The 16,255-nt window shown below is 48.3% G+C and carries 10 protein-coding genes and 1 pseudogene; 8 read left to right on the top strand and 3 right to left on the bottom strand.

From position 1 onward, the window contains the following. Positions 1 to 140, top strand: a pseudogene (tuf, locus tag MHM95_RS18090) (elongation factor Tu); the annotation flags it as partial. Positions 141 to 894: 754 nt separating this feature from the next. Next, positions 895 to 1,506, top strand: coding sequence for a 1-acyl-sn-glycerol-3-phosphate acyltransferase (locus tag MHM95_RS18085; RefSeq protein WP_239385943.1), 612 nt, complete (start codon positions 895 to 897; stop codon positions 1,504 to 1,506). Here the strand turns inward: MHM95_RS18085 and MHM95_RS18080 are convergent. Then, positions 1,500 to 4,463, bottom strand: a complete 2,964-nt coding sequence (locus MHM95_RS18080; RefSeq protein WP_239385942.1) for a DUF3857 domain-containing transglutaminase family protein — start codon at positions 4,461 to 4,463, stop codon at positions 1,500 to 1,502. The two genes, MHM95_RS18085 and MHM95_RS18080, sit on opposite strands and share 7 nt — an antisense overlap. A 128-nt stretch (positions 4,464 to 4,591) precedes the next feature. On the opposite strand from MHM95_RS18080, the gene MHM95_RS18075 reads away from it, so the two are divergent. Further along, a complete protein-coding gene (locus MHM95_RS18075) occupies positions 4,592 to 8,038 on the top strand; it encodes a PAS domain-containing hybrid sensor histidine kinase/response regulator (RefSeq protein ID WP_239385941.1) in 3,447 nt (1,148 codons plus the stop codon). A 193-nt stretch (positions 8,039 to 8,231) separates the two neighbouring features. Here the strand turns inward: MHM95_RS18075 and MHM95_RS18070 are convergent, their stop codons facing one another. Together MHM95_RS18070 and MHM95_RS18065 are read right to left on the bottom strand one after the other, a co-directional pair. Next, on the bottom strand, positions 8,232 to 8,888 hold the full coding sequence (locus MHM95_RS18070) for a response regulator transcription factor (protein WP_138508894.1): 657 nt from the start codon (positions 8,886 to 8,888) through the stop codon (positions 8,232 to 8,234). A 130-nt stretch (positions 8,889 to 9,018) separates the two neighbouring features. Further along, the gene (locus MHM95_RS18065) at positions 9,019 to 11,298 is read right to left on the bottom strand and encodes a TonB-dependent receptor (protein WP_045979787.1); all 2,280 of its coding nucleotides are present in this window, start codon (positions 11,296 to 11,298) and stop codon (positions 9,019 to 9,021) included. Positions 11,299 to 11,583: 285 nt separating this feature from the next. Here MHM95_RS18065 and MHM95_RS18060 point away from each other — a divergent pair, with 285 nt between their 5' ends. Genes MHM95_RS18060 through MHM95_RS18040 form a run of 5 tightly spaced genes read left to right on the top strand, consistent with a single transcriptional unit; the run spans position 11,584 to position 16,211 of the window. Then, positions 11,584 to 12,888, top strand: a complete 1,305-nt coding sequence (locus MHM95_RS18060; RefSeq protein ID WP_239385940.1) for an SLC13 family permease — start codon at positions 11,584 to 11,586, stop codon at positions 12,886 to 12,888. A gap of 12 nt (positions 12,889 to 12,900) precedes the next feature. Beyond that, positions 12,901 to 14,079, top strand: coding sequence for a homoserine O-acetyltransferase (locus MHM95_RS18055; protein WP_239385939.1), 1,179 nt, complete (start codon positions 12,901 to 12,903; stop codon positions 14,077 to 14,079). Between the two features lie 2 nt (positions 14,080 to 14,081). Further along, positions 14,082 to 14,840: a 3-hydroxybutyrate dehydrogenase gene (locus MHM95_RS18050; RefSeq protein WP_045979789.1), complete on the top strand. Its 759-nt coding sequence runs from the start codon at positions 14,082 to 14,084 to the stop codon at positions 14,838 to 14,840. Between the two features lie 8 nt (positions 14,841 to 14,848). Beyond that, positions 14,849 to 15,547, top strand: coding sequence for a CoA transferase subunit A (locus MHM95_RS18045; RefSeq protein ID WP_022944325.1), 699 nt, complete (start codon positions 14,849 to 14,851; stop codon positions 15,545 to 15,547). 4 nt (positions 15,548 to 15,551) lie between these two features. Next, entirely contained in the window at positions 15,552 to 16,211 is a 660-nt protein-coding gene (locus tag MHM95_RS18040) for a CoA transferase subunit B (RefSeq protein ID WP_239385938.1), read from the top strand. The last annotated feature ends 44 nt before the right edge of the window (positions 16,212 to 16,255 follow it).

Here is a 16,255-nt window from a genome sequence, read left to right as displayed (position 1 = left end):
AAATGGTAATGCCAGGTGACAACATCAAGATGGTAGTAGAGCTAATCTGCCCAATCGCGATGGATGAAGGTCTACGCTTCGCAATCCGTGAAGGTGGCCGTACAGTTGGTGCTGGTGTTGTAGCTTCAATCGTTGAGTAATCAATGATATAGCTAAAACGCTAAAAAAGAGGTCGCTTAGGCGACCTTTTTTTATGCCTGAAATTTGGGTGTTGTTGTAGGCTAGGCTAAAGCCCAACCTACAGGTCCTGATGTTGTAGGCCAAAACCCAATCCACTGAAACAGATGATGTAGGCAAGGCTTTAGCCTTGCAACCGGCAAAGGCGGTTACATCTCAGAGACCGGGGTTTAGCAGACAACCGTGCTGCTTAACTATTTCTCATACATGATTAGGCTAAAGCCCAACCTACAGGGACTGATGTGGTAGGCCAAAACTCAATCCACTGAAATAGGTGATGTAGGCAAGGCTTTAGCCTTGCAACCGCCAAAGGCGGTCACATAGCAGAGACCAATGCCTAATCACAACCGTGTTCTTATATGTTTTTCACATATGGTTAGGCTAAAGCCCAACCTACAGGAGTCTATGTGGCCAGGTTAAAGCCTAATCCACAGGGTGATGATGTAGGCAAGGCTTTAGCCTTGCAACCGCCAAAGGCGGTCACATCCGAGAGGCCGGGGTTTAGCAGACAACCGTGCTGCTTAACCATTTCTCATACATGGTTAGGCTGAAGCCCAACCTACAGGGGCCTGTGCCAAGTGCACAACCGTGTTCGTTATATGTTTTTCATATGTGGTTAGGCTAAAGCCTAACCTACAAGGGAGCATTAACAGAAAAGTTGACTAAACAGTCGTTGAGCATCAGTCTAAGATTATAACTAGGCTGTTATTCCTTGCTATGAATGAAATAAATATCCCCGTATGCATTCCTCGTACCCACAGTCGCTTTGGTCAATGGCTTGGCTCCAAGGTGTTGAATTGGTTTGGTTGGCAGGTTGTTGGAGCGTTTCCAGAGCACAGTAAGTTTGTGGCGGCGGTTGCACCGCACACATCGAATTGGGATTTTATTATAGCGATTGCAGTGAAAATGCACTTGCAAGTGCGTATTCGCTTTTTGGGTAAGCACAGCATCTTTATTTGGCCGCTGAGCATACTGCTACGTAAGTGGGGTGGGATAGCGGTGGATAGGCGAGCAGCTAATGGTGTTGTGGGGCAAGTGAAGGCGTTGTTTGATGAGACCGATGCATTGATTTTAGGACTCGCTCCTGAGGGCACACGTAAGCACATGCCGAATTGGAAAACCGGTTTTATTCATATAGCCAATGCTGCGCAAGTCCCTGTGGTGCCAATGGCTTTGGACTACAGCAAGAAGCAGTTTGTTATAATGCCGGCTATCTATGTGAGTGATGATATTGAACAAACACTTGTGCAAGTACAGCAGCAGTTTTCAACGGCTATGGGCAAGTACCCGCAACAAGTGTCTGGTGCAGTCAGAAAGACGCGTTATTGAGCTAAAGGTTGTCGCCAACGGGTTTGTAGCGCTTGAACAAACTTATTGTCTCCTTTTTCTTCGCTAGAGAGTATTAACCGAAAGCTACTGCCATCAGCGCGCTCTATATCAATAGTGGTGTAGCCGTCATCTTGGTTAGCAAACTCGGTATGCACATTAACAATATCACCAAAGTCCGCACGTTCTACTTGCAGCTGCCCTTGATCACGGTAATAACTGAATACGCCTTGCTCGGTAATGCCATTACCATCATCACGGATATTCCAAGCGGCATCTGAGTAAAAATAAAGCAGTTGCTCATTTTGATTGAGAACTCCATGACGAAGCATAAAGCGCTTATCGTGCTGCCACACTTTATCACCTGAAACCACCGCCACATTGGCGGTGAGACCAATATCTTGGGCCAGACCTAAGGTGAGTATGGGCAGCAGTACCACAGCAAGTAAAACTTGTCGCACTCGCCAGCGACTATAGTAAGGCAATGAATCGTTACGCTGATTTATGTGCGCCGTGTAATTTACCAAGGGTAACCACAGCAGCGGCCACACTAAATAGAACACTGTGCCGTAAAAATCTAACGATGTCGCGATATGCAGTACCACCACTAATATCGCAAAGAGTGCCGCCAGCCACTTTGGTGGGAGATATTGCTGCGTCCCCAGCTCTTTACCCTCTTGATAAAAACGTAAATACAGAGGGTAGTACCAAAGCCAAGCGAAGAACCCTCGGGCTATTGGCATCATCGCTTCATTATGCTGCTGCTTAATGTATTGCCAGTTTTTGTAACACCAGTAAAAAGGGAAAATATTAAAAGTGAGCAGCGAGTAAAGGCAAAACTTCACAGTCGAAACAGGGTAGTAACGTTGTTCGGAGAATGTCGGTCGCTTGCCTGCTTCAACGCGCCACAGAGTAACAAAGGCGGTGATAACAACTAAAGCAAGAATGCAATAGCCTATAACGGCGTAGCCGAGTAATAGGAAATTATCCTGCTCGGCTTCATTTACATGGCTGTAAGCTTGGCGGATACCATATTGGGTGGCATCGAGAAGTTGCTCTCGTGCGTCAAGGTAGGCCGGCATTTCTGCAACTGGCACATGGTCTGTTTTGCTGCGGAACTGATATGTAAGAGTCAGTGTATTTGAGCTAAAGCGCACTTGCGATGCCAATGAAAAATAAGGGTTATCAATAGAGCTCTTACTATTATTAAAGTACCAGTCACGCTCATTTAACTTTACCTCTATGGTGTAATTAACGTTATAAGGGTGCTGCAGATAGAGCGGGCTGATACGGGTTTTAGTATCGGGTTGATAGATTGCATTTTGAATATCATCAGCGTAAAAGTAAGCTGTCTGGCCATTCTCCTCATCACTCCAAAAGTCGTCAATTTGATAAAATTCAGTGACTTCTATTGCGCCCTTTTGCGGGTGCTCGCGGACTTGCGGTAGCCGGGTGTGCTGGGTGCCAGCAAAGTAGTCTTGGTAGTAATTGGTATAGTTTTCTTGGAGTGTTTGCAATGCCGTAGTTGCCAGCTCTTGGCGTTTACTGATGGCATCGGCGTCGCTGAATATGCTTTGTACACTGAATAGTGCCAATGGTTCGTTGGCATTAGGAAGCTCGTAGCGCTCGGTGATGTCACGGTGAATACGCTCTACCGGTTTGTGCATGCTGGTGAGAGTATTTTGCGAGGGTTTGACGATTAACGCATAACCAAAGTCGGGCTCACTCAATGCTAGCAGTGGACCAGTTTGATAACTAGTGGTCGGGTCAAGCCAGTAGCGCTCGTCATCGTGCTCCAGCGTAACCAAAACGTGGTTGAAGCGTGCCGATGAGGGGGATGTCTCGGCTAAGCCTTTATCTAATTGTGTGTTTACAAGCGCAGGGTGAGCTTCCACTCCCAGTGCGCGCAGTATACTTATTAATAGTACGGTTTTGTCTTTGCAATCGCCATAGCGGTTTTGCAGAGTTTCTTGGGCAGGAGTTGGCAGGTGAGAGTTGCTGCCCATTTCCAAGCCTAAATAGCGAATTTCATCTTGTGTATACTTTAATGCTGCACCAATCTGCGCTGGCAAAGTAGGGTGCTGTTGGCGTATTTGTTCAGCAATGGCAGTGGTATCATCGCCTGTGGAGAGCGCCTGCTGATACATTGGCAACGCCCAGTCTACGACCTCTTGCCAACGATTAAACTCGCTAAAAAATACCATATGATAAGGGTCGTGCCATAACGGTGTTTGCGAGTCATAGCGCTGCATGTCTGGGGAAGTGATATACAGACTATACTCTTTGCCGTTCGCCGTATCTGTTACGTTTATCTGGGCATCGCCATTGTTTTGTTGAATATGTAATGGTTGTGGTTTTTGCCAATCGATACGGATATATTGCTCGGCGACCGGCACACTCCAGTCTAATTGCGCTGAATAGCTAAAGCGGCCTTGGTAGATAGGATTACGACCAATGCGCGTGAAAGCATAATCCAAAGAGTCACCTGGACGCACATCATCAACAATAATATTCAGTGTTTGCGTACCATCATAAATTAGTTGCTCCGCTTCAGTTTCTCGCTGCAACACTTTTAATTGAGCTGTAGGGATTTTATCTATTACTTGCCCATCGCGTATCACTCGGAGGTGATTAAGCTCAATGCGCTGGTAGCTGGGATCATAATCCAAGTTCAGCTGAGAGATGTTCTCGACACCGCTTTGGTTGGTGGCGTGCATAACATAGCGGATGTAGTGGCTGATGGCATTGGGGTTATCGCCTGGGACCTGAATCTGATCTTCCAACAGGCGATAGTAAGTACCATCAGAGAGTTGCTCTGTGGGAATTGTTTCTGCAACCAAAGGGGGCAGTTTAGCTGGGGCAACCCAATCAGCTGCAGGCGTTATCTGATAGTTGGCTAAGGCCGTATTAGGGGTAAGGGTGCAGGCTAATAGCCAGCATAAAAGCAGTATTCTTATCATTATAATTTCTCAGTTGCATACATCCATGATGCTAGGTGGGTAGCCTGCAGGGGGTAGCACTAAAGTCAGTGATGTTTTTATAAGCAGATATCGTTATGCTATCAGAAAATAATAAAAAATGATCTCTGATGTTTTCGATTGGTGTTATTAGCCTGATTGCTTTGGCGTACCTAGGCGTGCTCTTTGCCGTTGCTTGGTATGCCGATAAGCACACAAAAAATCACTCGAGTGGTTGGATTTATGGCCTTTCGTTGGGGGTGTATTGTACCTCTTGGGCTTTTTATGGCACCACTGCTCAGGCCGCTAACAATGGTTGGTGGTTAGCACCGACCTACGCCGGCACCATTTTGTTGTTCACCTTTGGTTGGGCCATCTACCGCCGTATTGCTCATGTTTGTCGGCAGCAACAGCTGACTTCCTTGGCCGATTTTCTTGCCACCCGTTATGGTCAGTCGTCGCAGCTCTCCGGGTTAGTGTCATTGATCTCGGTAATAGCCATCGTGCCTTATATTGCTCTGCAACTTAACGCAACCAGTGCCAGTATCGCTATGCTCACCGATAGGCCGATACAAGGCGGTTATTTTTGGCAAGATAGCACCTTCTTTATTACCGCCTTGTTGGCGCTTTTTGCCATCTTATTCGGTGCTCGCCGGGTACGTCCCAGTGAGCATAACCCCGGGTTGATGGCTTCTATTGCTTTTGAGTCGGTGGTTAAACTGTTGGCTTTTTTAGGAGTGGGGCTGTTTATTTGTTTTGAGATTTTCGATTCTCCACACGCCCTGTACTCGGCCGCTCAGCAGCAAGACATTTCAGCCCAGGTTGCGGCGACAGCAAGCCCTACCTACGTGTATTGGGTACATGTAGGCCTGGGTTTTTTAGCAACCCTGTGCTTACCTCGTCAGTTTCATACCGCCTTTATTGAGCACGACAATGAACATCAACTCGTTACCGCTCGCTGGTTATTTCCGATTTATTTACTGTTGATTAATCTGTTTATTCTGCCCATTGCCTACGCTGGCTTAGTTTATTTTCAAGACCAGAGTGTGGGCTATGACACCTTTGTATTAGCATTGCCTATTGCAGCGCAGTCGCCAAGTTTCTCATTGCTGGCCTTTCTAGGTGGGTTTTCTGCTGCGACCAGTATGGTGATTGTCTCTACCATTGTTTTGTCGATTATGATCACCAACGACTTCATCAACCAATTCTTATTACGGCGCTCACAACTAAGTTCATCTCATCGCGGTCTCTCGAAGTTTAAGCTACTGCAAGCACGGCGGGCCGTGATTGTCGCGGTGTTGTTACTAAGCTACGCCAGTCACCGAGTATTGGCGGAGGGCAATACTCTAGCCAATATGGGCCTGATGTCATTCACGCTCGTTGCGCAGTTTGCGCCAGCGATGATTATCGGCTTGTGGTGGTCTAAAGCGTCATGTCGTGGAGCGCAGTGGGGGATTATCGCGGGTTTTGCAATTTGGTTTTACACCTTGCTGTTACCCAATTTGTACGCCGCATTGTTTGGCGAGGCATTGTGGCTATCAACTGGGCCCTGGGGCATAGAGTGGTTGGCGCCGCGAGATTTATTTGCATTGGGGCTCGATGAGCTTAGCCAGGCGGTATTGTTATCTCTAGGGGTGAATACGCTGGTATACATTAGTGTGCCTTTACTGAGTTCAGCGCAGCTTGCCGAGCGCTTACAAAGTAATAAATTTATCATCACAGCAAGCCCACAGCGTAGCGGGCATATTGCCCTAAGTTATCAAGACTTGGCGCTGCTGTTGCAGCGCTTTAGTGAGCCAGAACGAGCTAAAGCACTGGTGAGTCATTATTTTCCTGCAAGCTCCAGTCGCTGGAAAGAACAAGCCCCAGAACATATTGAGCAACGAGTTGAACGCGAAATGTCGGCGTTAGTTGGAGGCGCATCAGCACGGCTTATACTCGATGTGGCCAAGGATGAGAAACGTCAGCCTTTTGAGCAAGTCGCCGATTTCGTTGACGAAGCCTCCCAAGTACTGCGATTTAACCGTGATTTACTGCAAGCGACTATCGAAAACATCGAGCAGGGGATCAGTGTGGTTGATAGTGACCTCAAGTTGGTTGCATGGAACCAAGGTTATCAAAGTATGTTTTCGTATCCTGACGACTCACTGGTCGTTGGTCGCCCGGTTGCCGAGTTGATCCGTTTTAATGCCGAGCGTGGACTATTCGCCTATCAAGATATTGATACTGAGGTTGAGAAGCGCATAGCCCACTTGCGTCGCGGCAGCGCCTACAAGTATCGACGTCAGCACAATGATGGACGGGTATTTGAAATGCAGGGTAATCCATTACCCGGTGGCGGCTTTGTGACCACGTACACCGATATTACCGATTTTATAAACCAGCAGCGTGAGCTTGAGCAAGCCAACTTAAATCTAGAAGAAAAAATTGCAGCGCGCACCCAGCAACTGGTGGCGACTAATCATGCCCTAGCAGAGGCAAAACGCGAGGCCGAGCAAGCCACCGAGAGCAAAACGCGTTTCTTTGCTGCCGCCAGCCATGACTTGCTGCAACCGTTCAATGCCGCAAGTTTGTTCTGCTCGTTGATGAGTGAAAAAGCCAGCAATACAGAGCTGAGCGAGCTAGCCAATAATATACGCAGCTCATTGGCAAGTGCGGAAGACCTGTTATCAAGCATATTGCAGCTAACCAAGCTAGAGTCCGGCTCTTTTAAGGTTAATAGTAGTGATTTCTCTCTTTCGAGCTTGCTGCAACCTTTGGCCAATGAATACGGTGCTCTAGCCCGAGACAAAGGGCTCGCCTTTCAAGTGCAAGGCGCTGAAGTAATGCTCAAGACTGATAAAGCCTTGCTTAAACGGGTATTGGGTAATTTGCTTAGCAATGCCATTCGTTACACTGAGCAGGGTGAAATACGGTTACTGTGCGAAAGTCATCAAGGCCAGCTGTCGATTATGGTGGAAGATACTGGCTCCGGTATTGCTCAGCAAGATCAAGAACTTATTTTTGAGGAATTTAAACAACTGCAAGGCAAAGAGCAGGCGCAGGGGTTAGGCTTGGGCCTTGCTATTAGTAAGCGCATTTGCTCGGTATTAGCCATTAACCTCACACTCGGCTCGCAACTTGGTAAGGGCACGCAATTTACTCTTACCTTACCTTGTTTTGAGCTGACTGGCTTAGAGACCTCCTCCCCGGTGGAGACGCGGCATGTCGATAACCAGCTTGAAGGGCTGCGTATTTGGCTATTAGATAATGATGACAATGTACTCAGTGCGCTCTCGCAAGTGCTAGAGAACTGGGGCTGCAAAGTACAAGTGGCGCGTAATCAAGCGCAGCTGCGTGATGTGCAAGCTCATAGCGAAGCCGATATTTTAATTGCTGACTATCAACTTGACGATGGTGTCACCGGCTTAGAGGTGATCAGTGCGCTGAATTTAACGACTATGGCTATTGTGATTAACACCGCTAATCACGATGAGAATATTCGTGAGCAAGTGAGCGACTGCGGTTATCCACTGCTTTACAAACCACTGAAAACGCCCGCGCTTAAACGGATGCTGAAACGCTTAAAGCCGAAATAGCTCTGCTTGAACAATAACGTACCTTCAAAGGGAGTTAAGGTTGTATTGGAAAAGAGGGTCTAATGGGTTTTGATATGGCTATAGAGGATAATTTCGCGTCATTTTTTTACGCTTTATTAGCTCGCATTTAGATTATGACTAAAGAAACTGTGCGTCAGCTTAAAGAGTATGGAAGCTGACGATTACACTATGATTAGTTCTCCATATTATCTGCCACAGTGGCCATTTGCTTAAATAAGATACCCGCTTGAGTGCGGTTGTATACATTAAGTTTTTTTAGGATTGCTGAGACATGTTGCTTGATGGTGGTTTCTTGAATCGACATCGCATAGGCGATTTGTTTATTCAGCATGCCATCGGCAATCATACTCAATACTCGATATTGTTGCGGGGTTAGCTTCTCTAAGTTACGAGCAAACTGGGCTTGTTCGGTATTACTGTCGGTGCAAATGTCGGCTTGTGGTGGCAGCCAGTTTTCCCCCTCAATTACTTGGGCAATAGCTTCACTGATGACATCCAAAGACGACGACTTGGGAATATAAGCACTGGCACCAATTGCCATGGCTTGTTCAATAATCTGTGCTTGCTCGTTGGCAGAAACCATAATCACCAAAATATCTGGGTATTGATTACGCAGCCGGGCAAGACCCTCCAGCCCCTGGGCACCGGGAATCGTTAAATCCAGAAACACCAATTCTATTTCTGGGTGCTCTGCTAAAGCGCGAAACAGTGCATCAAGGTCGCTGGCCTCTAAAATGGGCTCATCAGCCATGGCTTGCGCTGCGGCTTGCTTTAAGGCGCTGCGAAATAACGGGTGGTCATCGGCAATAATTGCTTGCACACTGGACATCCTATATAAACTCCGTGTTCCTCGTTATAGGGGATTTTTCCTTCCGCAGCAAGAGCATACGGTGAGTGACTAAGAATAAAAAGGTGGCCATATGACCGGGGGAAGGCCGGCCACCTATACTAGCTGAACATTAGAAGCGATAGCCAACGGTTAACGATACAGTGCGAGGGTCACCATAGTAACCGATCAATGTATTATCACCGCCTAAGCCTGGCGTGTATTTGCTCACATCACTGGGGTCAGTGGGATCAGGCGTAACAAACTGATAGCCGCCAATCATGTACTCTTCGTCAGTTAAGTTCTTAGCATGCAGACCCACTCGCCACTGGCCGTCTGGGCTATACCAATTAACGCTTAGGTTGAGCAAGCCATAGCTGTCTTGGCTTAGCAGACTGTCTTCTTCGAATAGCACGTAATCACCACGATGGTAGTAGTTACCGTTAATGACCCAGTCGCCATGTTCGCTGTAAAGGCGATAAGTCGCGCCCAAGTTAAAGGTTAAGTCTGGGGTGTTAGAAATACTAAAGCGGTCTGACTTATCAAACACTTCACCGGTCTCTGGATTCGTGTCGAGTACTTCTTCAAAGTCAGCATCAATATAGCCCAGTGAGGCATCAAAACTCAGTGCATCGGTGGCTACATAGTTAAGCTCGAGCTCCACACCGTTTGCAGACGATTTACCAATATTTCCTAAGCGCTGATTTAAATCGGCAGAGGTGTCTCCTGGGAGTACCGAAATGTATTGGCGATCTTCATGATCTAAGGTGAATAAGGTGACATTGGCACGCAGGTTATTGTTCCATTCGCTTTTCATACCGAGCTCAAAGGAGTCAACAATCTCCGGGTTGGCGGCTGGCTCGGCGGTGCTGGCACGCGGGTTAAAGGTGCCCGATTTAAAGCCCTGCGCATAGCTGGCAAAGAACATAATATCGTTATTGTATTGATACTCTACGCCTACCCGTGGAGTAAACCGTGACCAATCTTTGTCATCATCGAGCACTGTCGGCACCAGTTGACCTTCTGGGCGTACATAACCGGGGATCCAGCCAGACTCAGGGTACACAGTGTCGAACACCAGGCCGTTGTTAACAATGGCTTCTTTACTGTCGCGGGTGTAGCGCGCTCCGAGCGTCATTGACCACTGTTCACTTAAATCCACACTGCCTTGAATATAAGCTGCTTTGCTGGTGGAGTTGTTGCAACCACTCACCTCACGAGTGAGCCCCGGTGCTCCTAAGCTTTGTCCGAGTACTTCCAAAATGGCCTGGAACTGACCGCAAGACTCACCATCGAAGTAATAGAGACCGGAAACAAGCTTGTAATTGTCGCCCTCGTGATTGAGCTGCAATTCGTGGGTAGTTTGCTCGTCATCATAGATGGCCGGCACGTCAAAAATGCGCACTGAGGTATTATCAAAGTCGATATTGGTCGGCGAGTAGCTATCGCGCTGCGCGCCAATATACTTTAATGAAGTGTTGTTATTGAGATACCAGCGCGCGGTAAGGCTGTAACCTTCTAACTCAACCTTATTCCATGTTGGTAAGCTGGTGTAAGAATCATAAACGCTATCTGGCACGGGAGCATCGGTGAGCAGGCTTGGCAGTAAGCGGTAGCCCCCTTTGGAGTTCGACTCATCGTCGGTTTTATCCCAAGCGAGGCGGAAGAACAAATCGTCGCTAGGGCGATACTCTAAGGTCACCCGAGCTGCGGTTAGGTCTTTATTGTAGTTCTCACGGTCTTGGTCGGGCTGCGCTGAGGTTAAGAACTCCCCGAAACCATCGCGGTTTAAGGTGGCAAAGCCATAGCCTAGATAAAGCGTGTCATCCACTAAAGGCAGTTGCCCGGTGATCTTCAAATCGCGCTGATTATAGCTGCCTACCGTACCTTCAACATCAAAGGTCATATCGCCAGTCATTTCTTTGGTAACGTATTTTATCGCTCCGCCTATGGTATTTTTACCGTAAAGTGTGCCTTGGGGGCCGCGTAACACTTCAATTTGTTGTACATCAAGGAGATCTAAAACGGCGCCTTGTGGGCGGGCCACGTACACATCATCAATGTAAATACCGACCCCAGGCTCATAACCCCATAGCGGGTCTTGCTGGCCGACGCCACGAATAAATGCGGTAATCGTTGAGTTAGTGCCGCGACTCGCTTGTAAGGTGGTATTGGGTGAGAATTGTTGCACTTCTGTCATTACCGAAATGCCGTTTTCTAATAACTCGGTCTCACCGATGGAGGTAACCGCCACCGGCACCTCTTGTAAGTTTTCCACCGATTTACGCGCAGTCACCTCAATGCGTTCCAACTCCGCTTTTTCGCCACCACCGCCAGCCAGTGCTGCGGTGCTTGTGAGTGCGGTACTAATGGCTAAGGCGATGCTTGAATGCCTTAAAGTTAGTGTGTTCATCCTGTGTCCCCTGTTGTTGTCGTTATGGGTGGCTGTGCTCACCCTATGGGTTGTTGGCAAAATGTCAATTAACTGTGAATGTAGGGGAAAAACATCTCCTTGGGGTTAGTACCTTAGTACTAATGCGCTTCTAGGCCTTATAGTTCAAGGCCTGGCGTCTTTCTATAACCTTAGTACTATGTATTTTATGGCACACTCTAGCCAGACTGGGACTAGCTTTGTTAACACATCTAGGTGCTATGCTGGATGCAGTTAATAGAAAAATAATAACGAAGGAGCGCATTTATGCTCAGTATGGTTGGCCTAATCGGTGGCTTAGTTTTACTTATAATTCTGACTTTGCGTGGCATGAACTTGTTTATCGCCGCGCCTTTGTGTGCGCTGCTTGTTGCTCTAAGTGGCAATATGGCGTTGTTTCCAAGCAGTGATGTTGAGCTGGATTTTGTCAGCACCTACATGAGTGGCTTCGCAGGGTTTTTAAGCGCCTGGTTTTTCATGTTCTTACTGGGCTCGTTATTCGGTAAGTTTATGGAAGACAGCGGTGCCGCCGACAGCGTTGCCCGTGCCATAGTGAATAAACTGGGTATGAAGCACGCGGTCTTGGCCGTGGTTATAGCCTGTGCGGTGTTAACCTATGGTGGCGTCAGTGTATTTATCGTCGCCTTTTCGGTTTATCCAATGGCCCTTAGCTTGTTTAAAGATGCCGACTTACCACGACGCTTTATTCCCGCTACGCTCGCGTTTGGCTCGGTGACCTTTACCATGACCTCGGCGGGTTCACCAGAGATCCAAAACTGGATCCCCATTAAGTACCTCGGCACCTCACCCTACGCCGCATGGGAAGTCAGTTTAGTGATTGCCGTGTTTATGGCCATCACTGGCTACTGGTGGCTGAAACGGATGATCACCAAAGCGGTAAATAATGGCGAGCGCTTTGAAAGTCGTGATGATGACCCGGAAATACCAGAGCGAGACTATCCGCACCCCATTACCGGTGTTATTCCCTTGCTAGTGGTGCTCGCGCTGTCTTTTAGCTTGCACGATGTCCTACAGCAAAGTGCCTTGATAGTGGCATTACTCGGCGGTGTACTCGCACTGCTGATTATCAACTTTAAACACTTTCACAATCTCAGCGGTGCTATCAACTTAGGCACGACCGGCGCGCTGGTGGCGATCGGTAATACCAGTGCCGTGGTTGGTTTTGGTGCGGTGGCGAAAAACACCGAGGCCTTCCAATTGGCGGTCGAAGTCATGACTAATATGCCAGGTAATGAGCTATTAGGTGCAGCTGTGGCAGTAAGCGTGATTGCTGGGCTGACCGGTTCAGCCTCCGGTGGGCAGGCCATCGCCTTACCTTTAGTCGCGCCTCATTACCTTGATGCTGGCGTCAATCCTGAACAATTACACCGGGTGGTGGCAATCAGTTCAGGGGCGCTCGATACCTTGCCGCATAATGGCTATGTGGTCACCACCATCCGCGCAATTTGTAAAGAAACCCATCAACGCGCGTACTGGTCAATGGCGGCACTGACAGCGGTGATCCCATTAATTGGCGTGGCGCTAGCGCTGGCCTTATTTATCTTATTTTAAGGAGTGAACCTCATGTCCATGATAAAAGTCATTGGCGTTGTTTTAATTATTGCGAGCCATTGGGCGAGTGCGCAAAGCGACCCTATGCTGGTGGAAAAGCAGCGCTTTGCCTTTACAAACTACACCACTGAATCGGGCGAGACCCTGCCCGAGGTGCAGGTCGGCTGGGAAAGCTACGGCACCCTTAACGAAGCCAAAGACAACGTTATTCTGATCACCCACTTTTTCTCGGGGACGTCTCATGCTGCGGGTAAATACAGTGTTGATGATGCCCAGCCCGGGTATTGGGATGCGATTATCGGCCCAGGGAAGGCCATTGATACCAACAAATATTATGTGATTAGCTCTGACACCTTGGTAAACGCCAATTGGCATAACGAACAGGTGATCACCACCGGTCCGGCGTCTATCAACCCTAAAACCGGAAAGCCCTATGGTTTAGACTTCCCGGTGGTAACCATTGGCGATTTTGTGGAAGTACAAAAGCGTCTGCTGGATAGCTTGGGGATCGACAAATTACACGCCGTTATAGGTGCATCAATGGGCTCATTTCAAGCCTTAGAGTGGTCGGTGCGCTACCCCGATATGGTCGAGCGTTTGGTGCATGTCATTGGCGCAGCAAAAATGGACGCTTGGACGGTCCCTGCATTAGAGAAGTGGGCATTGCCTATTCGCCTTGATGCTAATTGGAACAACGGCAATTACTACGACGGAGAACGCCCACTGGCTGGGGTGACGGCCACCATGTTGAATATCACCCAAGATGCCATGCATCCAAAAATTTACCAAGCGAGCTTCCCTAATTTTACAGTGCAGGATGAAGGTGCTAAGCAAGATATTCGTACTTTACCGGCCATTAGCCAAACCTTACATCAACGTGCCGCTGCCCGCGCTCAGACCCAAGATGCAAACCATATTTTGTACTTAGTTCGCGCTTCTCAGCTCTACAGTGCCGGTATGCAAGAAGACTTAAGCGCTGCTGCACAGAAAATCAAAGCAGATATCTTATTGATGCCGGCGAGCAATGACTTACTGCTGCGCCCAGGTCCAGTACGGGCGTTTGCGCAGCTGCTAAAAGCACAAGGGAAAAACGTAAAAATAGAAGAAATAGACGGTATTTGGGGGCACCTTGATGGTATTTTTTCGATTCAAACAAAAGCGCCTGTCATTGCCGAGTTTTTAGCGGAGTAACCATGAATAAGCGAATTTTAATTACCGGCGCGGCCAGTGGCATTGGTCGCTACGTGGCCGAACACCTCGGCAACCAAGGGCATGAAATATTACTTACCGACTTGGACGGTGAACGCGCAAAGACTGAGGCTAATCGACTCAAAGAGCAGGGCATTCGAGCCCAAGGACTTGCTTTGAATGTTGCAGACTTGCCAGCGTTAGAGCACTTTATCGCCAGTCAGCCAACAATTGATGTGCTAATTAATAATGCGGGCATTCAGCATGTGGAGCGCTTAGAGGATTACCCTTTAGATAAATGGCAGCTCCTGCAAGATGTGTTGCTTAATGGCCCAGCGATGCTCACCAAAGCGGTGTTGCCGGCAATGCGCGAACAAAATTTTGGCCGCATCATTAATATTGGCTCTATTCACGCTCAGGTGGCGTCCAAGTATAAGTCGGCGTATGTCGCTGCCAAGCATGGTTTGATTGGCCTCGGCAAAGTGCTGGCATTGGAAACAGGAGATGTGGATATTACCGTGAACACCATTTGTCCCGCCTATGTAAAAACACCGCTGGTGGAGGCGCAGATTGCTAGCCAAGCTAAGCAACATGGTATTTCCGAGCAGCAAGTGATCGATACCATTATGCTCGCGCCGATGCCGAAAAAGGCCTTTATTGGTTTAGATGAAATAGCCCATACCGTTGATTTTTTAATGGCTGACGCGGCGCGCAATATCACCGCTCAAGCCATCGCCCTTGATGGCGGTTGGACCGCGCAATAGGAGAGCACATGGCAGGTTTTAATAAAGTTGTAAGCAGCTACCAAGAAGCAATGGCAGGGTTAGAAAATGACATGACCGTGATCGCCGGTGGTTTTGGTTTATGTGGAATTCCCGAGGGTCTGATAAAAGCAATTAAAGAAAGAGGCACAACTGGACTCACTGTGGTTTCCAATAACTGTGGCATCGATGGTTTTGGCTTGGGTATTTTGCTGGAAGACCGACAAATTAAAAAAATGGTGGCCTCCTATGTGGGTGAGAATGCACTGTTCGAGCAGCAATTGCTCAGCGGTGAACTGGCTGTGGAATTAACGCCGCAGGGCACCCTAGCGGAGAAGATGCGCGCCGGTGGCGCCGGCATTCCCGCCTTTTTCACCGCTACTGGGGTGGGCACTGTAGTGGCCGAAGGGAAAGAGATTAAGCAATTTAACGGCCGTGACTATGTGCTTGAACCGAGTATTGTCGGTGATTTTGCCATTGTTAAAGCATGGAAGGCAGACCGCTATGGCAATTGTGTGTACCGCCATACGGCGATGAACTTCAACCCTATGGCGGCAACGGCAGGTAAAATCACTGTGGTTGAAGCGGAAGAAATTGTTGAGCCGGGTGAGCTGCAGCCCAGTGAGATTCACACTCCAGGTATTTATGTGCAGCGGGTGATCAAAGGGCAATTTGAAAAGCGCATTGAAAAACGCACGGTAAGAGGATAACAGCATGGCATTAACGCGAGAACAAATGGCGCAGCGTGTGGCTCAGGAATTACGCGATGGCTACTATGTAAACTTAGGCATAGGTATTCCTACCTTGGTTGCCAACTATGTGCCACAAGGCATTGATGTGATGCTGCAATCGGAAAATGGCTTACTGGGAATGGGTGAGTACCCAACAGAAGAGACGGTCGATGCCGATATGATAAACGCGGGTAAAGAAACGGTGACTGCGCGCACCGGCGCGGCTATTTTTAATTCCGCTGAAAGTTTTGCCATGATCCGAGGTGGCCATGTCGATTTAACCGTGCTCGGAGCCTTTGAAGTGGACCAAAATGGCAATATTGCTAGCTGGATGATCCCCAAGAAGTTGGTTAAGGGCATGGGGGGTGCCATGGACTTAGTTGCCGGTGCTAAAAACATTATTTGTACTATGACCCATGCCAGCAAGCATGGTGACTCGAAATTGCTAAAGCAATGCGCGCTTCCCCTGACCGGTGTAGGTTGTATAAACAAGGTGATCACCGATTTAGCGCTACTAGAAATAAAAGATGGAGCCTTTCATCTGCTAGAGCGCGCACCGGGTGTGAGCGTGGAAGAAATCAAAGCCAAGACTCAAGGTCAGTTAGTCTGTCCCGATGAAGTGCCAGAGATGGTCTTGGCGTAAAACTTACTTACATTTTCATGGCTGCATAAGGCGGTATTTTGCGG

The sequence above is a fragment of the Pseudoalteromonas sp. CnMc7-15 genome, from assembly GCF_022347925.1.
GTDB classification, from domain to species: domain Bacteria; phylum Pseudomonadota; class Gammaproteobacteria; order Enterobacterales; family Alteromonadaceae; genus Pseudoalteromonas; species Pseudoalteromonas ruthenica.
Note: the sequence above shows the minus strand (reverse complement) of the source record. Positions and strands in the feature narration are given on the sequence as shown.